Origin of the sequence: Pseudanabaena sp. FACHB-2040 (genome assembly GCF_014696715.1) — a bacterium.
Taxonomy (GTDB): Bacteria; Cyanobacteriota; Cyanobacteriia; order Phormidesmidales; family Phormidesmidaceae; genus JACVSF01.
Map to the genome: position 1 here is coordinate 294058 of NZ_JACJQO010000022.1, position 24780 is coordinate 318837.

Below are 24780 nucleotides of genomic sequence, written 5' to 3' on the forward strand. Positions count from 1 at the left end.
ATCAAGTCTCAGAAATACATCTAAAATGGCAGCATCTTTCCCGGTCGTGGTAGGCATTTCAGCCCGATGCGGGGTCGAGGTCGGCAGCAGCAAAAGACCTCGAACGTGGAGTAGGGAGTGCTAGTTCGAGTTCATGGCATCCTCATCATCAGCGAATTCAAAGCCTAGCTCAAGGGTTTATCAGCCGCGCCTCCACTGGTGGCGGGCGCTCAAGGAATGGCTATGGCCGATTCTGTGGGTAGCGCTGCTTGCAGGATCGGGAATTTTGGGCACGTGGGCACTGGTTTGGCTGACGCGGATTCCGCCCGTACCCAACTGTGAGGAAATGTCCCGCCTCAGTTCTAGCAACGATCGCATTTACTGCGCTCGGACCCAGTCTAGATCGGGGAGTCCTCAAGACCTGACAGCGGCCATTTTGCTCACGGCTAACTGGCCCAAGATCCATAGTGACTACGAAGAAGCCCAAAAGGTGCTCACAGAGGCTTCTCAGAAACTCATGTTTTTAGCCAGCCGCCGAGTGCAGGCAGGGGATTTGGAGGGTGGGGTTGAGCTGGCCAGCAGCATTCCCCAGAACACGCCGCTGCGCAAACCTGCCCAGGCTGCCATCTACGAATGGCGGCAGGAGTGGAGCTCAGGCGAAACTCTCGAAACGACTTTGGCTACAGCCATTGAACGCCGCAATTGGGACACGGCTAACGAAACGCTGCAAAACTTGAAGCTGCTCAAGAGCGACTTTTGGCTGCGCGATCGCTTCCAGTATTGGCAGCGGCAGCTGCAGCGAGAGCAGCGCTCTTGGACCAGCCTGATCGCAGCTCGGGAACTGGCTGGCAAGGGCAAGCCAGAAGATTACCTAGAAGCGATTACGGTGGCTCGGCAGGTAGATTTGGGGAGCCGAGTTTGGGCAGAGACTGAAAAGGATATTAACCGTTGGGGCGAAATCCTGCTGGCTTACGCCATGGTGCAGTGGAAGTCAGGCAATCTAGAGGAGGCCGTAACTGCCGCCCAGAAAGTGCCGCCCAACCCCAACCACGGGCCAGAAGCTCAGACTCTAGTTAGGTTTGCCCACGCTCAGCAGTTAGCCAGTTCGGCATTGATTCAGAAAGCGGCCTCTACCCCGACCTACGCTGAGCTATTTGCCCTACGGGAAGCCATTCGGGCAGTTGAGCAAATTCCGGCAGACAGCCCGCTTTATCAGCAGGCGCAAACCTTCCGGCAAGATTGGCAGGCCCAGCTAGCCGATGCCTCTCGGCTCCAGCTGGCTCAGATGGTTGCCCGCCTAGGTCAGGGGCAAGCCTATCAGCTTGCGATCGCACAGGCCCGCGCCATTGAACCTGACCGCCCCCGACGCATCCAGGCGCAAACGCTAATCGCCCAGTGGCAAAAAGAGCTGGAGCGAATTGCCGACCGACCCATTCTGGCGCGATCGGATCAGCTGGCGCGACCGGGCACGATTGCGGCCTTGGAGCAGGCCATTGCTGAGGCTAGCCAGATTGAATTGGGCCGCGCCCTCAGAGCCGATGCCCAAGCTCGCATTGCCGACTGGCAGCGGGAGATTCAGTTTATTGAGGATCGGCCCCTAATCGATGAAGCGGTGGCGCTAGCCGAGAAAAACCAGCTTAGAGAAGCTATCGAGGCAGCTCAAAAAGTCCAGCCAGAGCGCGCCCTCTATGCCAGAGCCCAAAGCCTGATTGCAGATTGGACCCGCACCATTGAGATCAAGGAGGATCAGCCGATTCTAGACGAGGCCAAAGATCTGGCCTATGAGGGCAACTTAAGCGCTGCGATCGCACTGGCTTCGCAGATTGGCCCTGGCCGAGCCCTCTACAGCGAGGCGCGACGAGCCGTTGCTTTGTGGGAAGATGAGCGCAACTACATCTGGTCTATCTGGGAATCAGACGGTGCAGCTGACTCAGATGAACCTACGAGCGACTCCGAATTTGAATGAGCCCTGACTCCCTACGTCTGATGCTGGTGGATGAAGACCCGGTCTTTCGCCTGGGTCTAAAGATTTGGCTGGAGCAGTCTGCCGGATTTGAAGTAGCCGCCGAAGCCAGTCAGGGAGAAGAGGCTCTAGCCCTACTGGCCGCTCGCTGCCGTCCCCCAACTGATAGCGAGGCTGAAGCAGACGAAGTAGAGTCTGAGCCTGCCGCAGACACTCTGCCCGACCTCGATCTGGTGATCTTAGATCTGGGCTTGGGCGAGGGAATGCCCGACCAGCTGCCAGGGCTGCAGCTCTGTGCCGCCATCAAGTCTCGGTATCCCACATTGCCGGTGCTGGTGCTCAGCAGCCGCACCGAACCCGTGCTGCAGGCAGCCGCCCGGCAGATGGGAGCCGACGCCTATGGCGCGCGAGGCATGCCCGTGCGGGAGCTGGCTCAGCTCATCGAGCAGCTGGCCGGGCCACCCTCTCAGGGGATCGAAATACAGGCCCCTGCAATGGCAGCAGAAACCTTTACCCGGCTTGTTCCTAGCCCCCTCACCGCCCTGCGGATTAGCCTGCGTCTATCCTCGCTCCAGCAGATTGAAGCCGCCATTGCCGAACTGAGCAATGCTCAACGATCAGGCACAAGCTCTGCCCTATCAGAGGCACTGCTAGCCGGACGCTACCGGGAGCTGCGAGCCGCCCGCTGGCTGATCAAACGCATTTTGGCCACCCCTGGCTTCTCCGATCAATGGTCCCCGGTCACTGCCGCAGAGCCCGCCTCAGCCGCTGCACCGCCGCCTCAACGAATCGAGCCAATGGCCGAGGCCAACCTGCCAGAGCCAGGCCGAAACCTGGTGCCAACGACCTCCGATCGGCTCAGCCTGCAGCGCGGCGACCTGCAGACCGTCGTTTTTGAAAGCGTCTTTCGCAAGCTGCAAAGCCCCTTGGAAAACATCAGCGGCCTGCCTCTAGAAATTGATATTTTGCGAGAGGAGAAAAAACGTGAACTGCTCTTCCTCACCCTGCGCAAGTTAGAAGATGCCCTAGACGACTTGCGCCAAGCTCGCCTATTACCAGGACAGCTCACTGTAACCTGCCCAGACATTCTGCGAGACGTTTGGCAGGCCGTGATTACTGACTTTTTTGGCCGCTACTACACCCTGGAGGTAGGCGTGCTAGAGCAGCCAGTTGTGAAAACGCTGCTGCTAGAAGAAACCACAGTACAGACTGCCATCCTCAACAAAATTCCCCAAGTGCCTCTGCTGCTGGGCCATCTGCTATTTCAAGAAGCAATGGTTGTAGACGGCAGCGCCTATCTAGCTACCACCCCAGAAGCCCTCGGGCGCAGCCGCCTGCTGCTAGAGAACCTGCTGATCCAGGTTGCCAATGCCGTTATGCAGCCCCTGCTCAACCGTTTTGCCGATATCGAAGAAATCAAAAAATATCTCTACCAACGCCGCATCATGTCTACCCGCGACATTGAACGGTTTCGCAACGATCTTTCCTGGCGCTACCGTTGGGACTCTCTGCTAAACGAACCCAAGGCCGTCTTCGAAAGCCAGCACCGCCTGCTAATGCTGACCGAACGCGGCATCCAAACCCGCTTTGTCTACGCCCCTCGTCAAGAAGAGCTCGATCGGCTTTCTGGCCTACAGCTCTCAGTCACCCTAGCCATTGAAGCTAGAGATGCGATCGCACCTCGCCTCCGCACCACCATCTCCTTTCTGGGCAGCGGCCTAGTCTACCTTCTCACCGACGTCGTCGGTCGCGGCATTGGCCTAATTGGCCGAGGCATCCTCAAAGGAGTCGGCAGTGCCTGGAACGATCCAAAGTATCGGCGCAAGGGGTGAGGAGTTTGGGTAGCAACGCCGCCCTAACCCCTCACCCCCGCTCAATTCGCCTATCCTGTAGAGAGAACCCCAGTACTGGCAATCCATGACTTCTCGTCAGCAAATCTGCATTCTCGGCGGCGGCTTTGGCGGTCTCTACACGGCTCTGCGCCTGAGCAAGCTGCCCTGGCCCAAAGCCGAAATTCCCGAAATTGTTTTGGTGGATCAGCAGGATCGCTTTCTCTTTAGCCCGCTGCTCTACGAACTGGTCACAGGAGAGCTGCAAACCTGGGAGGTTGCGCCGCCCTACGAAGAACTGCTGGCCAATACGGGCATTCGCTTTCACCAGTCCAGCGTCAGCGCGATTGATTTAGAAGGTCGCCAGGTAACGCTGGGTGATGGGGCCACGCTGGCCTATGACCGGCTGGTGCTGGCGTTGGGCGGCGAAACGCCGATGGACTGGGTGCCTGGAGTCGCTGAGCACGCTCTGGCCTTTCGCTCGTTGGATGATGCGAACCGCCTCAGGGAGCGACTGCGGATATTGGAGGCCAGTGAGGCCGAAAAAATTCGGGTAGCGGTCATTGGCGGCGGCTACAGCGGCGTAGAGCTGGCCTGCAAGTTGGCAGAGCGGCTAGGCTCGCGCGGGCGGCTGCGGCTGGTGGAGCAGGCCACAGAAATTTTGCGCACATCGCCTGAACACAACCGGCAGGTAGCCCTGCAGGCGCTCTCGGATCAGGGCGTCTGGCTTGATCTAGAAACGACCGTTGAATCGGTGACTGAAAACAGCCTCAGCCTGAAGTACCGGGACCAGATTGACATCATTCCCGTCGAGCTGGTGCTGTGGACGGTGGGCGTGAAGATGAATCCGGCAGTGGAGGCGCTGTCTCTAAAGCGGAGCGATCGCAACCGCATTGCCATCACCTCAACGCTGCAGGCCATCGATCATCCCGAAGTGTTTGCCCTGGGCGACGTGGCGGAATGTCTAGATGCAGAAAGCCAACAGGTGCCCGCCTCGGCCCAGGCCGCTATGCAGCAGGCCGATTATGTGGGCTGGAACATTTGGGCTTCGCTGACAGAGCGACCGCTGCTGCCTTTCCGCTACCAGCATCTGGGCGAAATGATGACCTTAGGCACCGACAAAGCCACCCTGACCGGGCTGGGCCTGCAGCTTGAAGGCGAAATGGCTCATATAGCCCGTCGTCTGGCCTATCTTTACCGGATGCCCACCCTAGATCACCAGATTCGCGTCGGCTTGAACTGGATTAGCAAACCGCTTCGAGATATCCTCTCGGTGTGAGCTGTTAGTAAGGCCAATATGGGTCAGCCAAAAGTCATTTTTCTAGATGCAGTCGGTACGCTGTTTGGGGTGCAGGGCAGCGTTGGTGAGGCGTATGTTCGCGTCGCTGAGCAGTTTAGTGTAGCCTGCGACGCCTCTGCTGTTGACCAAGCGTTTTTTGCTGCCTTCAAGGCCGCCGCGCCGATGGCGTTTCCAGACAGCGAACCCACTGATGTGCCCCATCAGGAATATCTCTGGTGGGATGCGATCGCACGACAGACCTTTGATCAGGTCGGCGTTTTGTCTCAGTTTGCCAACTTCGACGACTTCTTTGCCAAGCTGTACGCCTACTTTGCCAGCGCCGAACCCTGGTTTGTCTACCCCGACACGCTCAACTCTTTGGAACGCTGGCAGGCCAGGGGCATTGAGCTGGGCGTGCTCTCCAACTTCGATTCACGCATTTACTCAGTGCTAGAAGCTTTGGATCTGGCGGAGTTCTTTCAGTCGGTGACGATCTCGACAGAGGTGGGGGCTCCTAAGCCAGACCCGCTGATCTTTGCCACAGCCCTACAAAAGCACCACTGCACGGCAAAAGATGCCTGGCATGTAGGAGACAGCTATAAAGAAGACTACGAAGGAGCCACCGCCGCTGGGCTTAAGGGCATCTGGCTCAATCGGCAGCGGCGTTAACCCTGTTCACTCCCTCCCAGACGGGGGGCTGCAAGGGAGGGGATTGCGGGGCTAGCTACTTAACCCACCGACCGCCAGCGAATCAAGTACTGCAGCACTTCTCCCTGAACCGGGGTAATGGTAATGCCCGTTTCAGGCACAATGATGGGCTGGCTCCACTGAAACTGCTCAGCATAGGTGAGCGCATGGAGCTGCTGCACCGCCTGCTCTACACCAGTACGCGAGCCCACCAGAATATGACGCAACGGTTCGCGACCAGGTACGCGCAGGGGTGAACCAAGCACGATAGGCTGGGCCGCCTCGCTGTCAGCGGGCGACCTGAGAGAGGGAATGTAAATCATTGGGAGGTTCCTCCAGAGATGAGTAGGTAGGAAGCCCCCAAAAATTTGGCCGCCCCAGACATGAGAAATCGGGGCGGCCAGTGGCGTGATCTATTAAGATCACCTCTAGCCTCCGCGACAGGCTCTATCTGTCTTCGGGGGTTAGGTGTCGGTTGTTGCTGCTAACAACTTCCGGCACCGCCAAATTTTTGGGAGAGACAAGCTGCACGCACACAGCTATAAGTACTGAAACTAGTGGATCTGGCCCAAAGAGTCAAGTCAGAAATATTACAGCTCAAGCTGATAGCCCAAGGTTTTCAGAACCGTAAGGTGTGTTGTTACCTTGGCACAATGCACCGCGCTCTTAACAGGGTGTTGGGTCGCGCTGCGCTTGACGCCAACCTATGGGGTTATGGGCAGGATTTATAGCAGTAATCCTAAGGTTTCTAGGGCAGAGCGAGCGGCTTGCTTCTCGGCCTCCTGCTTTTTTCGCCCCTTACCCCGGCCATAGGGTTTACCTTTGACCCACACTTCAGAAACAAACCGCTTAGCGTGGTCTGGGCCTGCTTCTTCTATGATGACGTACTCCGGCACTTCCCCAAACTCTGCCAGTGCCCACTCTTGGAACCGGCTCTTGTAGTTGGCAGTATTGCTGGTCGCTCCCCGCTGAGCCAGTGCTCGCTGAAACAATGGCTCTACGAAGTCTTGAACTAAATCAATCGTGGAGCCTTGATCAAGAAAATAAGCACCAACCAAAGCTTCAAAAGCACTACTGAGCAAACGGGGGTTGGACCGGCCTCCACTTTTCTCTACGCCTTTTCCCAACCGGAGATGTTGGTTGAGATCGAGTGCGATCGCAAATTCTGCTAGCTGTGTTTTGTCTACCAGCGAAGCCCGAAGCTGAGTCAACTCTCCTTCCGGCTTTTGAGAAAACTCCCGATACAGCAGCTCACCACAGACAAAGTTGAGAATCGCATCCCCTAAAAACTCAAGTCGCTCATTGTCTGCTTCCAATTCGCCGTGTTCATTAGCGTAAGACTTATGAGTCATGGCTTTAATCAACAGTTTAGGGTTACTAAATTTCGGCAGTTTGGATTGTTTCATAAGCCTCAACATCATCGAGCCTCCGTGGATCTACGCAATGCAATAGATCCACAGAAAAGCAATTTCACAAAGGTCAAGCCGCTCCTTGCAAATTCAACAAATTAGAAATTGCATGAAACTCATTAGCAATCTTTCTTAGACGGAGGCTGCCAAGCTCACTTTGAGCCAAGACGACAACATAAATATTAAGGCGTCTCAGGCACTCAATCAAAGCTTTGTAGTCTTTGTCACCAGAAACAAGTATTACGACTTCGGGACAAGCGATATGATTTATCGCCTTCACACAATCAAACACCAACTTCTCGTCCAAAGCGTTCTTTTTAGCAGACTCAATAGAGACATAGCAAGCTTTTGCTTCTAAGCAAGACGCTTGAAAGGCACTCTGATATTTGCCCGTCAAACTGCCATAGACATTGAAAGTTTGGACCTTTCCTCTACTCCTAGCGAAATTAAAGATGGAAGCCAGTAAAGCTTGATTACGGCGTAGCCGACGAAGCTTAACATTTTCAAGATCCCAGAAAATGGCAATTCTCTTGTTCATAGGGTTTTCCTACAAATTGAATGAATTGCTTGAATGAGGAAACTAAGCAAAAGCCAAATTATTCTGTTGTTTTCATAGCGAAAACGAACAGAACGAGCTGCTTTAAACTAAAACAGTCAGACAAAAACTTTTACTCAGCCTTATCCAGATTGAAGAGCTGCTCCTGACAAGCGACAGTTCGCACGCAGCAATACACTTAGAAAGTGTAAGGATTTAAAGCAGTTCTTCAATTAGGATTTGCTTGCACCATTCAAGCATGTCTCAATATTTACTCCTATCTATTGCATTGTCAATAGCTAAAAAACACATCCGTAATTCTTTCGTCAAAAATTCAATTTTCTTCATTGAGTTTTCTGGCTGACCCACCCTTCAATTCCGTCTGCCAATGCCTTCGTCAGTTCCTCCTGAGAAGCCGGATCAACAATCCACTCAAACTCAAAGGGGTTAATCATAAAGCCCAACTCCAGCAGCACTGAGGGAGCCACTTGAGGCCGAGTTAGCGCCAAGTTGTTCCAGAAAACTCCGTAGGAAGGGCGATCTAGGGTTTCAACCAGATAGTCGTGCAAAAACACGGCTAAATCATGGGCTTGAGCATGATACCAAAAGGTGCCGACCCCGGCAGTATTCAGCGCATCCCCATTGTCTGGCAGCGCATTGTAGTGGATGCTCAGCGCCAGATCTGGCTCGTCTCTTTGAATTTGCTCGGCGCGCTGATTAGGAAGAACGTCGTCATCGCCTTCGCGGGTCATAATCACCCTAGCTCCCCGCGCCCTCAGCTCATCCCGCAGCAGCAGCGACACGGTCAGCGCCACATCTTTTTCGGGGTAGCCGTTAGGCCCGCGCGCGCCCAAGTCCTCCTCACTGCCGTGGCCCGGATCAAGCAAGATGGTGGTGCCGCTCAAAGTTCCTGGCCGGCTTACGGTGGGGGGATGCTTCAACGACAGCACCAGGGTTGTGCCCTCGTAGCGCAGCTTATAGCCCCACTGCTGCTCGCCCCGAAACTGAAAAGTGTATTCGGCTTTATCTGGCAGCAGCGGTCGCCAGTCTAGCCGCTCCACAGCCGGGTCGTTGCTAAAGAAAATTGTGTCGGTTTGAGGCGTGGTGTTGTGCAGCGTTAGAGCCAAGCTGCCCGCCGTCTGGTTGATGCTCACTGGGACAGGCACCTGCAGCGGAAACAGCACCTCTGTCCAGCCCTCGACTTGGCGGGAGGTGACGCTGCGAATCAGGCTGCGAGGCGGCACCGCACTAGAAAACACGCGGGTCTCCGCAGCCCGAATCCAGCCGCCATAATCTAGGCGCAGCCAGTCGCCTTCGCGACCTGTTATGGTGGCGCGGGTGCCTTGGGGCAGGGGGGTGAGCCGTGAATAGTCGGTGCTGGGGCCAGTGCGGGCGGTGCCTGTCTCAGCCGTCACTTCGGCAATTTCAAACCGGGCGGGAGACAGGATTTCAATGGTGCCGGGAGCAGTCTGGGTGAGGGTTTGACCGTTGAGCGTTAGCTGGTAGGTGGGTGTGCCCAAATTACCAGCCGCTTCAGCTGTAAAACAGCCCTCGTAGCGGGTAGGGCCGCTCACTGCCAGCGGCGTGTTCTGATTGGTGAGCACAGCAGAGTTGGGCGGCAACGCCGGAGCTGACTGCGGTTCTAAGGGCAGCGTTTGGCCGGCGAGAGAGGCGGCAACGCGAGCGTTGGCAGGAGCCGAAGCGCCCAGACAAATTAAGTCTCCCGGCATTCGGGCCAAGTCCACAGCAGGCAGCAGCGACCCCTCCACAAAGGCTGTGCCCTCGGGCAGTTCGGGCTGGCTAGAGAGTCGGGTAATCCGCAGCGTCAGGCTCTCGTCGCCCTGGGTGAGTGTAAACACGTTCTCGCCCAGCGCCAGCGGTAGGGTTGGGGCAAAGTGTCCGGCTGGGCTGCGCGACTCAATAACTTGGCCGTTGATCTGGACTGGCTGGTTCGGCTCTCCTGTGCCAATGAAAAAGATTCGATCTGAAACTGTTTCATGGTTGTCGGGTGGGTACGCCACAAATAGGGCAGTGTTTCCCCAAGCAGGACTGACCATGCCCACAGTTCCCACCAAGCTCAACGACAGAGCCCAGGCCAGAGAGTTGCCCATCAACACGACTTCCAGATAACGCCTTTTGTCAGTCTACGGCCTGACGCTACCGGACAAACTAGGCGGCCTCTGCCATCGCCTTATTAATGTCTCGCACCAGCGCGTCAATGTCTTCATGGTTGGTGCCCCAGTCACACATCAGCCGCACGCCCCCCACGCCAATAAACGTATAGAAAATCCAGCCTCTGCTTTGCAGTTGAGCTATTGCGGGCTCTGGCATCTGCACAAATAGCGCATTGGCCTGTCGGGGAAACATTAGGTGAATGCCGGGGATATGGCTCAGCTGCTGCTCTAAATAGGCCGCCATCTCGTTGGCATGCTCGGCATTTCGCAGCCAGGCTCCCGACTCTAGCAGGCCCAGCCAAGGGGCAGAAATAAAGCGCATTTTAGAGGCTAGCTGTCCAGCTTGCTTGCAGCGGTAGGCAAAGTCTTCGGCCAGGGCTTTGTTGAAAAAAATAATGGCCTCCCCCACAGCCAGACCGTTTTTGGTGCCGCAGAAGCAGAGCACGTCTACACCGACCTTCCAGCTCAGCTCAGCGGGGGTTTTGTGGGTAGATGCGATCGCATTAGCAAACCGCGCCCCATCCATGTGAATTCGTAAGCCATAGCGTTGCGCCAGTTCCTTCAACGCCAGCAGTTCATCGGCAGAATACAGCGTGCCGCACTCCGTTGTTTGGGTAACGCTGATCACCTTAGGCTTGGGAAAGTGAATGTCGGTGCGTTGGGTAATCAGCTGCTCTACCGCCATCGGGTCGAGCTTGCCGTTTTCCCCCTTCACGAGCAGCAGCTTAGAGCCATTGGAAGCAAACTCAGGCGCACCACACTCATCTGTCTCAATGTGGGCCAGCTGATGGCAAATCACGCTGTGGTAAGACTGGCACAGCGAGGCCAAAGCTAGCGAATTAGCCGCCGTGCCGTTGAAAACAAAGAAAACTTCGCAGTCTGCCTCAAACAGATCCCGCAGCTTGTCGCTAGCCCGCTGAGTCCACTCATCGTTGCCATAGGCCGGAGCATCCCCCGAATTGGCCGACAACATATAGTCCAGCGCTTCCGGGCAGATCCCTGAATAGTTATCACTGGCAAATTGCTTAAATGCAAGCCTAGGTTTAACAGCTACCACAGCAGAGATTTTCCACGAGATGACATCTTTTGAAGCTTACCTAGGAATTTGCGAGCGGCAAGTTCGCTGGGATTCAGTTTGGGAGGGGAGTTGGGGGGGAGTAGAGAGGATGGGGGAGGTGGGGGAGGTGGGGGAGATAGGGACGTCGTAGGGGTGGGACTTTGTAGGGGGTTTTGGCATCGTTACTCCATCTTTAGAGGGCTATTTAGGAGAAAGAGGCTAGTGGCTCCTGGCCTTCCAGGGAGGCGTCAAGCATTTCCTGAAGACTCTTTTCCTTCTGCCTTTTCCAGTCCTCTGCCTTGGAAAACAGCTAGATCTTTCCCTGGGCTGGGGGGGTTACTTTCCCCTTAACTAGGACTGACTCTAGCTGGCGCAGTAGCTCGAAGTCTTCTTGGGGAAGGGGACGGTGCCCGTTGGTTAGGGCTTCTTCGGGGGGGTGACGCTCTAAAAAGCTAAATGCTTGCCGAAACTCTTTGGGGCCAGCCGAAATGGGCGCGTCCATGTGGCAGGGAATGATGCGCTCGAACTGCCAGGCTGCGACCCAATCGGCCCAGGCAATCACTTCTTTTGGCCCTCTGGGAAAAATCAGCGTTTGCAGGACTGGGGCTACCAAAAGGCGGCCTCTGCCGCGCAGGGTCTCAAAGGCGAGCTGCCAATCGGGCTGCCAGCGAAACGGGTAGAGGCCAAAGAAGTTGCGCCGCGAACGATCTGGTGCGTTGAACGCCTCGCGAAACAGCTTTCCTGGCTTTTCCACATCTAACGCGCTGGGCCGGAAATAGAACCCAAACAGGCAAATGCGCTGCCAGCCCCTGCGCCGGTTGTCTGGGGTATCTTGGGGCACTTCTAAGGCGCTGTCTTTAGCGTGAAACAGCAGCGGGAAGGGATCTTGCAGCAAAACTGGGGGCGGATCTTCGGAAATTGAAACGACCGAGTCGGTGACCAGGAGCGATCGCGTACTGCGATGAAAAAAAGCAACCTCTACAAATGGCCCTAACCCCAGCCCAAGCGGCCCCAAAATGGCGTAGTCAAACTGATCTCCAAATGGGGTCTTGGAACTTTCTGGAGGCAAAATCTGAGTTCGATCAGCAGGCAGCCCCAGCCAGTTCAATGGTAGGTTGACCGGAAAGCTCCACTGCTCTGGAGCAACAAACACCTGCGCTTTGGGGAAGCAGCGGGCAAACGGCCCCACAAATACCTTGTGCTCAATGCCCGAAACCGTCGGCAAAATGATGTACTTCACCTCGCCATGCCGGGTTTCTAGCTCTCGCATCAGCCGCAGACACTCTGGCGTTGGCGCAACCGGCGCATACACCAGCAAGCCGCCTCGCTCCAATCGCACCACGGTCATCCGAATCGGCACGATGACGTAGAAAATGCCCTGTACTTGGTCAAAAGTCCAGATCGTATCTTTAACAATTTCGTGGCGCAGAGTTCGCCGCTGCCCGTAGGGATAGAGTGGCAGCACCGGCCAAAAAGGCCAGGCCCAATCCTTGGAGCGGATGATTGACTGGAACCTTTCTGTCGAACTGGACAAACCTGTTACCGAACTTCTCAAGATGCCTGTGGTTATAGCCTACTGTAAGCAGGGCAGCTTGGGGTTTGATTCTCTCAAGCCAATTTCCGCTGCAGCTTTAGGGTTGAGCTTTGGCGATTGGCTGCGGGGCAGGGTTTGCGATCGCACCTCAAGCCTCTTCAGGCCTCTTTGGGATAGCCAAAGTAGTCAAAATCCAGCTCATAAATTCTGTAAATCCGCTCTCGCAGTTCAGGCGTGTAAAAATCAGACGCCTTACCGGCTGAGGACGTGCTGTTTCGCCGCTCATGAAAGAAGTATTTGGAGAAATTAGGCGACAGCTTCTCACCAACGGTTTGCAGGTCTTCGCCAAAGTTTTCATACCTGCCAATGAAGTCAAACTTGATGGATTCTTGAAACGTCTGATAGTACTGCAGCCGCCAGTGCGGGTCCATTGTTGAGATAGGTTGCTCTTCCACTGCGGAAATAAATTCTTCAAACGAAACTGCAGTATGGAGGTCAGTGTAGTTGCGGCCTAACTGTCTGAGAATTTGAGCTTTGATGGGGTGGGGAGCAGCAATCTTATCGAGGTAGCAGGAGAGGATACGAGTATAGGGATTCCTCACAAAGCAGAACTTAAAAATATCAGTGCGGCTCAAAAAAGTGTCCAAAGGCCCCACCTGGATCGGCAGCAGCAGCGGGGAGAATTTGCGTAGGTGAATGTCTTCAAAATCTTCTCGAGTGAAGTGCTCGTCCCCTAGTTCTAGCCGCTGTAGAGTCAGCTTAATGGTGGAGCAGCCCACTTTGGGAGTATCTACATAGAGGTACCTATGCTTAAGGGAAATGTGAATCGAGAGATTAAACAGTTCCGCCTCAACGTAGTTAGAGAACTGGCTTGCTTCCCTTAAAAAACGATCCCTGAGATTTGCCATGAAGCGTTACTCGATTTAGAGCAGTTTTTACTCTTATCGAACTTTAAAGGCTGTTCGAAAACCTTTCCCAGAGCGGATTTAGAGCCTTCAGAGATAGGTCTACAGGCGGATTTTGCCGATCACAGCAGCAAACCAGCAATACAGGCCGCTATAAAACAGGCCAGGCTGCCACCGATCATGGCACTCAGCCCCAGTCTGGCCAGATCCCGCTGCAGAGTACCGTGAGCCAACGCACTGCCCACCGATTGGTCAAACCATAGTTTGGCTTAGTTAAATCTGTGCCTCAACTGCTTCAGACACTGCGATCGCAGCAAAGCAGTCCCCTTCGAGAAACTGCTCTCGGTAGATAACTTCGCTTTGCTCGCATTGACAGCAAGAATCTATGGATTTCGACCGAGTTTACGTTGATGCCTGTCGCCGCAGGAGCAGAGAGTTTAGAACCACAGTGACGGAGCTAAAGGCCATCAGACCACCAGCAAAGGCCGGATTGAGGCTAATGCCCAACGTTGGCAGCAGCACGCCCGCAGCCAGAGGAATACCAACCAGATTGTAGGCAAAGGCCCAAGCTAGATTCTGCCGAATTTTATTGAACGTAGCGCGGCTAAGGTGAATGGCTTCGACCACGCCCATGAGCTGGTCGCGCATGAGGATGACATCGGCAGTTTCCACAGCAATATCGGTGCCGGAGTTGAGGGTGATACCGACATCGGCCTGGGCTAAAGCAGGCGCATCGTTGATGCCGTCGCCTACTAGGGCAACTTTTTGTCCCTGAGATTGGAGTTGGGTAATAGCCTCGACTTTACCTTGGGGAGTGACTTCGGCAATGACTTGTTTTTTGGGCAGACCGAGTTGAGCTGCGATCGCATCTCCCACTACCTTGCGATCGCCGGTCAGCATAACCACCGACAGCCCCATTGACTGCAGCCGATCAACTGCCTGCTGCGCGTCGGGCCGCAGCACGTCAGATACCCCAATCAGACCCACCAAAGTCTGGTCAAGCGCCACATACACAACCGTTTTGCCCGCTTGGGCTAGCGCATTAACTTGGTTCTCAACAGCCTGGCTCAGACCAATGCCCTGCTGCTCCATCCAGGCTCGGTTCCCCAACCGGCAAACGGGCTCCGCTTCTTGCCAGGTGACACTGGCAGCAATGCCCAATCCCGGCTCGGTCTGGAAATGATTGGCCTTGAGCAGAGGAAGTTCTCTTTGCTGAGCGGCAGCTTGGATTGCGATCGCAAGCGGGTGCCGGGTGCCGCTCTCGACCGTCGCCGCCAGCCGCAGCAGGTCATCTTCACCGATCCCTGCCAGCAATACCGTATCAGTCACCTGGGGCTGGCCCACCGTCAGCGTGCCTGTCTTATCAAACACCACTGTATTGAGGTGATGCACCGTTTCGAGAATATCGCCGCCCCGAATCAGCAGCCCCCGCTCCGCGCCCATGCCAGAGCCTACAAGGATAGCGGTCGGAGTCGCTAAACCCAACGCACAGGGGCAGGCAATCACCAGCACCGCGATGGCTAGCTTCAGGCTTACCAGCAGCGTAGAAGACTGGGCCGTCATGTGGTGGGCAGCGTGCATGTGGCCCAGAGCATGACCCATCACCTCGGGCCAGAGGGGCAGGCCAACGAAGTACCAAAAGAGAAACGTCAAGGTCGCCAGGGTCATCACGCCGTAGGTGAAGTACCCAGAGATGACGTCGGCTAGCCGTTGAATTGGGGCCTTACGGCTCTGTGCCGTCTCCACCAGGCGGATCATCTGGGCCAGTACCGTGTCTTTGCCGGTGCCCATCACTTTGATAGCGACCGCGCCTGACTGGTTCAGCGTACCCGCTGCCACTGTATCTCCCGGCTGCTTGAGTACGGGCATGGCTTCGCCCGTGAGCATCGACTCATCTACAGTGGACTGCCCTGCGACAACCTCGCCATCTGCCGGGATCTTCTCACCCGGCAGCACCTGCACCCATTCCCCGGTATGAACGCAGCTCGCCGGAACTTCTACACCGGTCTGAGCAGCCTCGGCTTTATCAGGGTCGGAGATCAGCCGGGCCACAGTGGGCTGGAGCGCGACTAGCGATCGCAACGCATCTGCTGCCTGATACCGGGCTCGCTGCTCCAGCGTGCGACCCAGCAAGATAAAGCTAAGCAGCATCACCGGCTCATCAAAAAAGCACTCCCAGCCCAGCTGAGGCATGAAAAAGGCTACCACGCTGGCGGTGTAGGCACTCAAGGCCCCCAGTGCCACTAGCGTATTCATATTGGGAGCTAGCCGCCGCAGCCCCTGCCAGCCGTCTACGACAATGCTGCGAGCAGGGCCAATCAGTGTCACCGTAGCCAGCAAAAAGTGAAACCACAGGTCGCTGAGGATAGGCACCGTCAGCCAGCCAAAGTGGTTGAGGTGGCCCAACGTGGAGAGGGCTAGGAGGAGCGTTGCGATCGCAAGCCGCCCCAGATAAGACTTTTGCTCCTGCTGTTTGCGCTCTACCCAGTGGGCTAGCCCCGCAGTGCCATCGCCGCCATCCGAGGTTCTAGGCTGGGTTGGAAAGCCTGCTTCACTCACCCGCTCGGCTAGGGTTTCGGGGGCAACCTTGCCCTTTTCCATTTCAACCACGGCCACCTCAGTCACTAGGTTCACCGTGGCCGATAGCACCCCCTCGCAGCCGTTGAGCTGTTTTTCCACAGCTCGCACGCAGCCAGCACACTTCATGCCGCTCACATCGAGCACCACCGTTTCTCGGGTAGGGGCATTGCTCTGACTGGAAGGCTCGGAGGTTAAGGCTTCCGTTTGGTTGGGCAAAACCTGCATAGGGGCAAAATTGGGTAGAACCGTCTACTTCGCATCATAGAAGGAAACCCTGCGATCGCCCGGAATTTGTTTCTTTAGGCTTAATAATTTCTCTTGCCAGGAAATAAGCGCTAACCCAGCTGCGAAGCGTCTACTGTGGCTTCGCCATGCCCTGGCACCCAAACCACCCAGCGGTTTTGGGGCTCTCGACAAAGCAGCAAGGCTTCATCATGGCTAAAAGGGCTAATCGGGGCTGACAGCCTCACCCATTTGCCTACCTGCAAAGAACTGGCAGGCTTTGTGGCTGAGCGAGATGGCTGCCACGAGGAAGAAACTGCGCTGGACTTGGAAACATTAAGCTGCATAGACCTACTCCTGCTCAGCAGTGTAGGAGTTCCGCTGCCCCTATCATCGGGACTAGACGCTCACATACCGCTAAGCTTTAAAGACTTCTGTATATATAGATACAAAATTTAGGTACTCTTCGGCAAGCTGTCTTATTAGAACGTTATATGCGGCAGTTCTAGAAGAGCAGTTTTTGGGGTTAGACCAGTGCTGGTGGAGCAAGGGATGGCGGGCGATGCCCACCTTACTGGGTACCAGTGCGATCGCCCTCGCCCCTGATACCATTTCCAGGAAAAGTGCTGCAGATAGGGGGCGCGAGGGTGGATGAGTAGCGGCTACTTAGAGAATTGGTATAGCTGGCTTCTACAGCAGAAAGGGCGAGGCATTGCGTTTAGAGCCTTGATTAAGCTATCAAGACCGTCTGCAATGCCTCGCCCCTAAGTTACGCAGGGCGCAAAAGTAGATTAGGGACGGTTGCCGGGGGTGCGTCCGCCTTCATCATTGCTGCCGCCACGGGGGCGAGAGTTGCCGGGGTCACAGCCTTCTGCGCCGTTGCCAATGCCCTGGTTGCAGTTGCGACGACGGCCCTCGTCATCATCGTCGTCGTCATCGTCATCGTCGTCGTCCACCTCGACTGAGTTTTGGTTGGTCGTGGTGGTGGTCGTGGTGGTGTTAGTGTTGATGACGTTTGACAGGTTGGTGGAGTTGACGATGTAGGCCGACTGCACCGCTTCTACCCGACCTAGGTAAGCCAGCGACTGATACATAAAGCCGCAAGCTTCAGCACGGCTGACAGTTTGAGTCAGGTTGAGGGTGCGCAGCTGAGGATAGTTGACCAGGATGCCCCGCTCAACCAAAGCCGCAATGACCACCCGATGTTGAGTTGGAATGCTGCTGGCATCGGTGAAGACGCTGAGCAGCTGGTCTACCGACTGGCCTGACGATACCTGGGTAATGCCCAAGCCTCTAGCCAGTGATATCAGCATATCCAGACGAGTCAGGCTGGCATTGGGGTTGAAGGTACCGTTTGACAGGTTGATAAAGCCCATTGAGTAGGCAGATTGAATCGACTGGTAAGCCCAGTAGCTGCTAGACAGGTTGCGAATCATCACAGGCTGCCGCACAGAGGGGCGGTCAAACGCCCGCGCCACCATTGCCGCGAACTGGGCCTGGGTCAGATTGTTGGAGGGCAAAAACGCTCCACTGGGGAAGCCTTCAACAACCTCAATAGCAGAAAGACGGTAGATGAAGTCGCTGGCCCAGTAGTTGGTGACCAGATCGGTGTAGCGTGTCTGGGAAACTGTGGTGGTCGTGGTCGTGGTGGTGCGGTTTTGCTGAATTTGAACGGCACCGCCTTCGCGATCATCATCATCATCATCGTCGTCGTCGTCATCGTCGTCTTTTAGCAGGGACTGGTCATAGAGCCAGTCAAAGTCTTGAATGGGGCCAGACGCTTTGTCAGGTTGGGAAGATGCGATCGCAGCGGAACCCGTTAGGGCCATCGCAGTCATCAGTAAAGCGGCCAAGGAAGTGTGGCGTGTGAACCGTGCCCAGCTAGTTTGAATCATCAGTGTTCCCTATAAGTTCAGTCAAAATACGCAAAAAGTGAATGATAGAAAGCACCTGCAACCATGAGCCTCAATCTTGGCTGTGGTTTTGCCAGTTTTCCCAGCCTTACAGGAGCACTCCCAAGTTTTCACATTTCTTTAGTCGGGACGTGGGGATGCGATCGCAAGTTGCCAAGCAGCCCCGGCTTTACGCAAACAAAAAGCAGATGCCGGAAATAACCAGCATCTGCAAAGAAAAAGGTTCTTTAGGAACTTTATCTGCGTTTTTTTGAGAGGAAGCTTCTCAACGTCCTATCTAAGAAGCGTTAATGGCTTTCTTCAGGAAATCTAGCTTCTTAGCATAGGGGGCATAGCGCCAAGTCATGTCCAGCCAAAAAGGCTTCTTCAAAACGCTCTTGTGGTGAGAAAACGTCTCAAAGCTATATTTGCCATGGTATGCGCCAATGCCGCTGTCGCCAATGCCTCCAAAGGGCATCTGCCACGCCGCTACCTGCAAAAACACGTCATTAATGCAGACCCCGCCAGAGGAGGTTTCCCCGAGCACTTTCTGCTCAATGGCCTTGTCTGGCGTGAATAGATACAGCGCCAAGGGCTTGGGCCGCTCATTGATGCGGGCGATCGCCTCATCCAGGCTGTGATAGGTCAGCACTGGCAGAATAGGGCCAAAAATTTCGTCCTCCATGACCGGGTCGTCCCAACTCACGCTGTCGAGCAGGGTGGGGGCAATGTAGCGGGTTTCGCGGTTAAACTGACCGCCGACTGCCGTCGTTCCCGATTCCAACAGGCCCACCAGTCGGTCAAACTGCCGCTCATTGACAATGCGGCTCAGGTCAGGGCTTTGAGCTGGATCGTCGCCGTAGAATGTGTTTAGCGCCTGCTTTAGCGCATCTAGCAAGGCCGGTTTGACCGACTCCTTGACCAGCAAATAGTCTGGGGCCACACAGGTCTGTCCAGCATTGACAAACTTGCCCCACACAATCCGCTTGGCTGCCGTCTCTAGCTGCTTATCCGAATCGATAATGCAGGGGCTTTTGCCGCCCAGCTCCAGCGTCACAGGTGTGAGGTGCTGGGCCGCTGCAGCCATTACCACCTTACCGACTCGGGTGCCGCCAGTAAAAAAGATGTGGTCAAAGCGATGGGCCAGCAACTCCTGAGCCGTTTCTACCCCCCCTTCAACTACCGCAATATAAGCTGGGTCAAACGTGTCTTTGATCAGCTTGGCGACAACCTGTGAGGTGGCCGGGGCAATTTCAGAGGGCTTGACCAGGGCGCAGTTGCCAGCTGCGATCGCACCCATTAGCGGCGAGATGACAAGCTGAAACGGGTAGTTCCAAGGGCCGAGAATTAGCACTACCCCTTTGGGTTCTGGCTGAATCCAGGCGGAGGCAGGGAGCTGGGTCAGGGTGACGCCCACTCGCTTGGGCTTGGCCCAAGATTTGAGGTGCTTGACTATAAAGTCCAGCTCACTTAGTACCCCGATCTCGAAATACGCTTCGTACTCTGGGCGACCCAGATCGGCTTTTGCGGCAGCGACAATATCGTCCTGATATTTCAAAACAGCAGCTTTGAGCCGCTTGAGCTGATCGATGCGAAAGTCAAGGGCTTTGGTCACCCCTGTCGCGAAAAAATCACGCTGGGCCTGTAGACAATCTGCGGTCGAAGGGGTTACCAAAGCAGTCATTTAGGGATCCAACTCTTCTATGTCTATCCTAATGTTTTGTAACATCTGCGGTGTTTAGGTGGGTCAATTTAATTTGTGGGAGCGTCTTCTAGGCACGAAGCTAAGGGGTAGGGGCTCAAAGCTACTGAGTCACGCCTCTAAGAGCCGGCGGACGATTTGGCAGGCAAAAACTGGCGCAGAATTTCACCCGGAGATCGATCCCAAGTATCGATATGTTCGTAAATTTGGCCCTCGGGCGTGAGTCGATAGATCGAAAAGCCATTGAAGAACAGACGGGTCTGCCATGGCAATCGCAAGGTCCCCCGCACTGTCCAATCCGCTCGGATCTGCTCAGGGGCAACAGGCTTCACGTCGTGCAAATCAAAGAACAGCTCGGTAAAAAACAGACGTCCATGAAATCGCAGGGTCCAGAAAATGATGCGGTAATTGAATTTGCCCTTGAATTGGTTGACCGGATCTTTAAAGAGAATGTCTGAGGTATAGATATCGTAGGTAATGTCTTTTTCAAACAGAGTAGGCAGGTCAGCCCATAGGGTTTCTATCACCTGCTCGGCTGCTTTCTGACAAGCCGGAGCAAAGTCAGTAAACTCTTCCATAGACCCTCCCTGCAAAATTCCATGATTCGTCTGCTTTTTGGCCTGTTGCTGGCTGTTGTTTTAACCCTGGGAGGCTGGCTCACCCCCATTGCTCCCGCTTACGCTAACTCGGAACCTATGTTTTTAGCTGCTCTACCTGGACTCAGTGGATTTTTCGCCGGACAGCGCCCTACCAACCTGGGCGTAAAAGCTGGCAAACTTGCCCCCTGCCCTAATTCACCCAACTGTGTGGTGAGCCAGGGCGCGCAGAATGGAGAAAATGCGATCGCACCTATCCCCTTCACCACCGACCCAGCCACCGCCCTAGCTACGCTCAAAACGGTGGTCAAATCCCAGCCTCGTACCGAAATTATTCAAGCGAGCGACGACTATCTCTATGCCGAGTTCTCTAGCCAACTCATGGGCTTTGTAGACGACGTAGAGTTTTACATCGATCCAGCAGAATCAGTGATCCATGTCCGGTCGGCCTCCCGCATGGGCCAGTCGGATTTGGGCGTCAACCGCAAGCGCATCGAGACCCTCCGGGCCGAGTTTACGGCTGCCCAGGCTTAACCGCCTTGACATCACTGTGTAGAGACGTGGTTAACCACGTCTCTACGTCCTCAAAAAAGATCAAAATTTCTGGCTCAGCTGCCAAATCCAGCCAAAACCAGCAGCACCGCTCCACCGACTGCTAGTAAAGACAGCACAGCTCCAGCATTCCAGCTTCCTTTCCAGGAATAGTTTTTGTCAGGCACGATCGCTTCTCCTCAGGGCTACTTTATCTGATTGCGCTGCCTTCATTGTGCCACTCCTGCCTAGTCTGGGCTGAGAGGGGAATCTCTGGCAAACCCTTAGGCTGCTAAACGCTATAACCACAGATCTGAGCGATCCCCTTTAGGGCTGATTGTGCCCGGAAATCTGCCAAATTGTAGAGAACGATACGTTTTGGCCCCTCTCGCCTAAAGAAAACCTTTGACAGATTCGGGAAACCAAAAAAGTTGACTACTCTTTTGACATAGCCCTTAATAATAACCGCCCTACTGAAGCATTCCTTGTCCAAGTCCATACCTGGAGATTTGCTTAGAGGGAAGCTCCAGATCCCGAAGTGGACTTGTAAAGCTGGTTCTGCAGACGTCTGCTCCCATCCGCTAACCGCGTAGTTAATCGAGAGAATTTTATGGCACAGAGTTTTGGTGTAATTGGACTGGCCGTCATGGGCGAAAACCTGGCGCTTAACGTTGAGCGCAACGGGTTTCCTGTGGCTGTCTACAATCGCTCCCCGGAAAAAACCCAGGCCTTCATGCAGGAGCGCGCCCCCGGTAAAAACGTCCAGGCCACCTATTCCCTAGAGGAGTTTGTGGGGGCACTAGAGCGACCCCGCCGCATTCTGGTGATGGTCAAAGCAGGCAAACCCGTTGATGCTGTCATCGCTCAGCTACGGCCCCTGCTGCAGGAAGACGACATGATCATCGACGGCGGCAACTCTCTTTATGAAGACACTGAGCGCCGCGTAAGCGAACTAGAATCCACCGGACTCAGCTACATTGGCATGGGTGTCAGTGGTGGCGAAGAGGGCGCATTAAATGGCCCCAGCCTGATGCCCGGCGGCACCAAAGCTGCCTATGACTCAATTGAGCCCATCGTCACCAAGATTGCAGCTCAGGTCGATGACGGCCCCTGCGTGACCTACATCGGTCCCGGCGGCTCAGGGCACTATGTCAAAATGGTGCACAACGGCATTGAATACGGCGACATGCAGCTAATTGCCGAAGCCTACGACCTGCTGAAAAACGTTCTGGGGCTCAACCATACCCAGCTCCATGAAGTCTTTGCCGAGTGGAACACCACTGACGAGCTCGACTCTTACCTAATTGAGATTACGGCAGACATTTTCACTAAGATTGACGAGGAGACAAGCAAACCCATCGTCGAGCTGATCGTAGATGCGGCAGGGCAAAAGGGCACCGGTCGCTGGACTGTCATGAGCGCGCTGGAGATGGGTGTTAGCATTCCCACCATCATTGCTGCCGTCAACTCCCGGATCATGTCTTCTATCAAGGAGGAGCGGGTCGCAGCTTCCAAACAGCTCACTGGCCCCTCGGCTCGATTTGATGGCGACACTCAGGCGTTTGTAAATAAGATTCGCGATGCCCTTTACTGCTCCAAAATCTGCTCCTATGCCCAGGGCATGGCGCTGATTGGCGCTGCTTCTAAGAGCTTCAACTATGACCTAGACCTAGGCGAGATTGCTCGTATCTGGAAGGGTGGCTGCATTATCCGAGCTCGGTTCTTGAACAAGATCAAGCATGCCTACGATGAAAACGGTAGTCTGGCCAACCTGTTGCTAGCGCCCGAGTTTAAGCAGACGATTTTAGACCGGCAGGAATCCTGGCGCGAAGTCATCGCGATGGCCGCTAAGCTTGGCATCCCTGTGCCTGCTTTTAGCGCCTCGCTAGACTACTTCGACAGCTACCGACGCGATCGCCTGCCCCAAAACCTCACCCAGGCTCAGCGAGATTACTTCGGTGCTCACACCTACGAGCGGGTGGATAAGGCGGGCACCTTCCACACCGAGTGGATGAAAGAAGCGGCAAAGGTGTAATCGAACCTAGTCTGCTGATCAAGACCAAATCCCCCGTAGAAACGTCACCAATCGTGTCTCTACGGGGGATTGCATTAGTGCTCAAGATTTTCTCAAGCAATTTTTTCAGGAGCGACCTGGATCAAAGGGAAAGGTCGCTCCTGTTTGATTGAGCTCCTCTTCCAGCATGGCGCTGTAAATCTGAGGCAGGTAGCTGCTCATGCTGTTGGTTTCAATGCCATAGCCTAGGCTAGTCCAAGTGCCGGAGAGCATGTATAGCACTTCGTCTAAACGGTCCTGCCGCAGCATCTCTGAAATATCGACGCCCCAGGCTGAGGGATCGCTCAGCCAGCTATGCACCACGGCATCCTGGTATTCGGGCTGAAAGCTGTATTCACGCCAAACATCGAACCAGGCGGGCGGATTGGGATGGTATTCTTCTGCTTTGGCTTCCCACGTAGTCGTGAGAAACTGGTAGCGCCCTGCAGCTGTTGTACAGTCTCCAACATTAGGGCCTGCCACAATTTCGACACAGATATCAGGGTGCCGGCTGAGATCTTCTGCAAGTTTGCCGCCGTAAAGCAGCCGGTAGGGTTCATCCATGTTGGACTCAGAGGCTGATATCGTTCGCATCAGAGCCCGGATGTGGGGATCGCCGCCTCGCATGACCAACGGCTCCGGATATTCGACCCAACTAGCTTGCTCTGGTTGGCCTACTCGCTCTGGCAAAGGCGCGTTTTGAATAAACCAGGCAGTCAGCAACAGCAAAAACGCCGTTACGGGTAAAGCAGCATAGTTTGAAGATTCGGCAGACCGGGACTTAACTCGGCGTTGCGGTTGCTGTCGCGGTTGCTGTCGCGGCGACTGCCGCAGTCGCTTTCGCCGTCGCGGTTGCTTGTCTTTAGGCAACGAAGTCACAGGAGATAGCCGTCAATCTGTCAAAAGCAATAGCAGCCTGCGGCTATGTTAACTCACGAATCGAGATTATGTTTTGAAGAAGGATTTCAATTCCTGCCAGACTGGGTGCGATCGCTTTGGTCCAGCAGGCTGAGTCAAAACGCCATGACGCGGGCTAAACAGCAGCGCCAGCGTAAACAGAGACGAAACTACCAGCACAATCGCCGGGCCTGAGGGCAGGTTGAACCAATAGCTCAAATACATGCCGCTGATGCTAGAAAAAACGCCGATCCCGGCCCCCACAAACATAACCTGATGCAGCCGGGGCACCAGCAGATAGGCGGTGGCACCTGGCGTAATTAGCAAAGAGAGTACGAGCACTACCCCAACCGCCTTGAGGCTGGCCACTACGGTTAGGGCAATCAGCGCCATCAGGCCGAAGTTGAGCAGGTTTACCGGCAGCCCTACGGCTTCGGCTCCCTGGGGGTCGAAGGTGTAAAACAGCAGCTCTTTGTACAGCAAAAAGACTACAGCTAGGGCCACCCCAGCAATGATGGCCGTATCTCGCAGGTCGCTGCCGGTGACGCCCAAAATATTGCCAAACAAGAAGTGATTGAGGTCAATCTTGTTGTTTCTCTGGATAGCCGTGATCAGGGTAATGCCCAGAGCAAAGAAGGCAGAGAGCACAATGCCCATTGCTGCGTCTTCTTTAATGGGGCTGCGCGTGCGGATCCAGCCAATGACCAGGGTGCTAGAGATACCGGCGATAAAGGCACCGACAAAAATATTGGCTCCCAGGAGAAATGCGATCGCAAGCCCTGGCAGCACCGAATGGCTAATTGCATCTCCCAGCAGCGCCAGCCGCTGCACCATGAGATAGCTACCTACCACCGCGCAGACCACGCCCACTAGCACCGCCACCAGCAGCGCCCGCTGCATAAAGCCATACTGCAGCGGTTCGATCAGGGCATTAAAAAAATCCATGTCTACAGCAA

At 55.1% G+C, this 24780-nt stretch carries 20 protein-coding genes; 6 read left to right on the top strand and 14 right to left on the bottom strand.

Features of this window, described 5'->3' with window-relative positions; genetic code table 11:
- The first annotated feature begins 133 nt into the window (after positions 1-133).
- From H6G13_RS24325 to H6G13_RS24340, 4 genes are all read left to right on the top strand, one after another.
- Positions 134-1945, top strand: a complete 1812-nt coding sequence (locus tag H6G13_RS24325) for a hypothetical protein (protein ID WP_190487762.1) — start codon at positions 134-136, stop codon at positions 1943-1945.
- Complete coding sequence (locus H6G13_RS24330; protein ID WP_190487764.1) at positions 1942-3774, top strand: DUF3685 domain-containing protein; 1833 nt, start codon at positions 1942-1944, stop codon at positions 3772-3774. The genes H6G13_RS24325 and H6G13_RS24330 overlap by 4 nt, the downstream gene beginning before the upstream one ends.
- Before the next feature lie 85 nt (positions 3775-3859).
- The gene (locus H6G13_RS24335; RefSeq protein WP_190487766.1) at positions 3860-5050 is read left to right on the top strand and encodes an NAD(P)/FAD-dependent oxidoreductase; all 1191 of its coding nucleotides are present in this window, start codon (positions 3860-3862) and stop codon (positions 5048-5050) included.
- An 18-nt stretch (positions 5051-5068) separates the two neighbouring features.
- Complete coding sequence (locus H6G13_RS24340; RefSeq protein WP_190487768.1) at positions 5069-5719, top strand: HAD-IA family hydrolase; 651 nt, start codon at positions 5069-5071, stop codon at positions 5717-5719.
- Between the two features lie 59 nt (positions 5720-5778).
- On the opposite strand, the gene H6G13_RS24345 is transcribed toward H6G13_RS24340, so the two are convergent.
- From H6G13_RS24345 to H6G13_RS24405, 12 genes are all read right to left on the bottom strand, one after another.
- On the bottom strand, positions 5779-6060 hold the full coding sequence (locus H6G13_RS24345; protein WP_190487770.1) for a hypothetical protein: 282 nt from the start codon (positions 6058-6060) through the stop codon (positions 5779-5781).
- Positions 6061-6462: 402 nt separating this feature from the next.
- Positions 6463-7158, bottom strand: coding sequence for a ribonuclease III (gene rnc / locus H6G13_RS24350; protein ID WP_347277526.1), 696 nt, complete (start codon positions 7156-7158; stop codon positions 6463-6465).
- Positions 7159-7216: 58 nt separating this feature from the next.
- The gene (locus tag H6G13_RS24355; RefSeq protein WP_190487775.1) at positions 7217-7684 is read right to left on the bottom strand and encodes an NYN domain-containing protein; all 468 of its coding nucleotides are present in this window, start codon (positions 7682-7684) and stop codon (positions 7217-7219) included.
- A gap of 341 nt (positions 7685-8025) precedes the next feature.
- The gene (locus H6G13_RS24360; RefSeq protein ID WP_190487777.1) at positions 8026-9792 is read right to left on the bottom strand and encodes an N-acetylmuramoyl-L-alanine amidase; all 1767 of its coding nucleotides are present in this window, start codon (positions 9790-9792) and stop codon (positions 8026-8028) included.
- 58 nt (positions 9793-9850) lie between these two features.
- A complete protein-coding gene (locus H6G13_RS24365; protein ID WP_190487780.1) occupies positions 9851-10912 on the bottom strand; it encodes an aminotransferase class V-fold PLP-dependent enzyme in 1062 nt (353 codons plus the stop codon).
- Between the two features lie 310 nt (positions 10913-11222).
- A complete protein-coding gene (locus tag H6G13_RS24370) occupies positions 11223-12446 on the bottom strand; it encodes a DUF4336 domain-containing protein (protein WP_190487782.1) in 1224 nt (407 codons plus the stop codon).
- A 158-nt stretch (positions 12447-12604) separates the two neighbouring features.
- Positions 12605-13354 carry a sulfotransferase family protein gene (locus H6G13_RS24375; protein ID WP_190487785.1) on the bottom strand — a complete coding sequence of 250 codons (750 nt, stop codon included), beginning with the start codon at positions 13352-13354 and terminating at the stop codon, positions 12605-12607.
- A gap of 399 nt (positions 13355-13753) precedes the next feature.
- Positions 13754-16156 carry a heavy metal translocating P-type ATPase gene (locus H6G13_RS24385; RefSeq protein WP_190487789.1) on the bottom strand — a complete coding sequence of 801 codons (2403 nt, stop codon included), beginning with the start codon at positions 16154-16156 and terminating at the stop codon, positions 13754-13756.
- Positions 16157-16266: 110 nt separating this feature from the next.
- Positions 16267-16500 carry a hypothetical protein gene (locus H6G13_RS24390; protein WP_190487791.1) on the bottom strand — a complete coding sequence of 78 codons (234 nt, stop codon included), beginning with the start codon at positions 16498-16500 and terminating at the stop codon, positions 16267-16269.
- Positions 16501-16944: 444 nt separating this feature from the next.
- On the bottom strand, positions 16945-18048 hold the full coding sequence (locus tag H6G13_RS24395) for an S-layer homology domain-containing protein (RefSeq protein ID WP_190487793.1): 1104 nt from the start codon (positions 18046-18048) through the stop codon (positions 16945-16947).
- Between the two features lie 295 nt (positions 18049-18343).
- On the bottom strand, positions 18344-19729 hold the full coding sequence (locus H6G13_RS24400) for an aldehyde dehydrogenase (RefSeq protein ID WP_190487795.1): 1386 nt from the start codon (positions 19727-19729) through the stop codon (positions 18344-18346).
- A gap of 137 nt (positions 19730-19866) precedes the next feature.
- Positions 19867-20325: a DUF2358 domain-containing protein gene (locus tag H6G13_RS24405; protein ID WP_190487797.1), complete on the bottom strand. Its 459-nt coding sequence runs from the start codon at positions 20323-20325 to the stop codon at positions 19867-19869.
- A 21-nt stretch (positions 20326-20346) separates the two neighbouring features.
- Between H6G13_RS24405 and H6G13_RS24410 the strand changes: the two genes are divergently transcribed.
- Entirely contained in the window at positions 20347-20877 is a 531-nt protein-coding gene (locus H6G13_RS24410) for a DUF1499 domain-containing protein (protein WP_190487799.1), read from the top strand.
- A gap of 607 nt (positions 20878-21484) precedes the next feature.
- On the top strand, positions 21485-22909 hold the full coding sequence (gene gndA, locus H6G13_RS24415; RefSeq protein WP_190487801.1) for an NADP-dependent phosphogluconate dehydrogenase: 1425 nt from the start codon (positions 21485-21487) through the stop codon (positions 22907-22909).
- A 105-nt stretch (positions 22910-23014) separates the two neighbouring features.
- Here the strand turns inward: gndA and H6G13_RS24420 are convergent, their stop codons facing one another.
- Positions 23015-23617, bottom strand: coding sequence for a glycoside hydrolase family protein (locus H6G13_RS24420; protein WP_347277534.1), 603 nt, complete (start codon positions 23615-23617; stop codon positions 23015-23017).
- A gap of 255 nt (positions 23618-23872) precedes the next feature.
- Positions 23873-24769, bottom strand: a complete 897-nt coding sequence (locus tag H6G13_RS24425) for a metal ABC transporter permease (RefSeq protein WP_190487803.1) — start codon at positions 24767-24769, stop codon at positions 23873-23875.
- Positions 24770-24780: the final 11 nt, after the last annotated feature.

Bases quoted from the DNA above. Each gene is read 5' to 3' on its own strand.
- H6G13_RS24385 (WP_190487789.1), bottom strand. From the start codon at position 16,156: ATGCAGGTTTTGCCCAACCAAACGGAAGCCTTAACCTCCGAGCCTTCC.
- gndA (WP_190487801.1), top strand. From the start codon at position 21,485: ATGGCACAGAGTTTTGGTGTAATTGGACTGGCCGTCATGGGCGAAAAC.
- H6G13_RS24425 (WP_190487803.1), bottom strand. From the start codon at position 24,769: ATGGATTTTTTTAATGCCCTGATCGAACCGCTGCAGTATGGCTTTATG.
- H6G13_RS24360 (WP_190487777.1), bottom strand. From the start codon at position 9,792: ATGGGCAACTCTCTGGCCTGGGCTCTGTCGTTGAGCTTGGTGGGAACT.
- H6G13_RS24395 (WP_190487793.1), bottom strand. From the start codon at position 18,048: ATGATTCAAACTAGCTGGGCACGGTTCACACGCCACACTTCCTTGGCC.
- H6G13_RS24335 (WP_190487766.1), top strand. From the start codon at position 3,860: ATGACTTCTCGTCAGCAAATCTGCATTCTCGGCGGCGGCTTTGGCGGT.
- H6G13_RS24325 (WP_190487762.1), top strand. From the start codon at position 134: ATGGCATCCTCATCATCAGCGAATTCAAAGCCTAGCTCAAGGGTTTAT.
- H6G13_RS24400 (WP_190487795.1), bottom strand. From the start codon at position 19,729: ATGACTGCTTTGGTAACCCCTTCGACCGCAGATTGTCTACAGGCCCAG.
- H6G13_RS24340 (WP_190487768.1), top strand. From the start codon at position 5,069: ATGGGTCAGCCAAAAGTCATTTTTCTAGATGCAGTCGGTACGCTGTTT.
- H6G13_RS24410 (WP_190487799.1), top strand. From the start codon at position 20,347: ATGATTCGTCTGCTTTTTGGCCTGTTGCTGGCTGTTGTTTTAACCCTG.
- H6G13_RS24375 (WP_190487785.1), bottom strand. From the start codon at position 13,354: ATGGCAAATCTCAGGGATCGTTTTTTAAGGGAAGCAAGCCAGTTCTCT.
- H6G13_RS24345 (WP_190487770.1), bottom strand. From the start codon at position 6,060: ATGATTTACATTCCCTCTCTCAGGTCGCCCGCTGACAGCGAGGCGGCC.
- H6G13_RS24355 (WP_190487775.1), bottom strand. From the start codon at position 7,684: ATGAACAAGAGAATTGCCATTTTCTGGGATCTTGAAAATGTTAAGCTT.
- H6G13_RS24405 (WP_190487797.1), bottom strand. From the start codon at position 20,325: ATGGAAGAGTTTACTGACTTTGCTCCGGCTTGTCAGAAAGCAGCCGAG.
- rnc (WP_347277526.1), bottom strand. From the start codon at position 7,158: ATGATGTTGAGGCTTATGAAACAATCCAAACTGCCGAAATTTAGTAAC.
- H6G13_RS24390 (WP_190487791.1), bottom strand. From the start codon at position 16,500: ATGCAGCTTAATGTTTCCAAGTCCAGCGCAGTTTCTTCCTCGTGGCAG.
- H6G13_RS24330 (WP_190487764.1), top strand. From the start codon at position 1,942: ATGAGCCCTGACTCCCTACGTCTGATGCTGGTGGATGAAGACCCGGTC.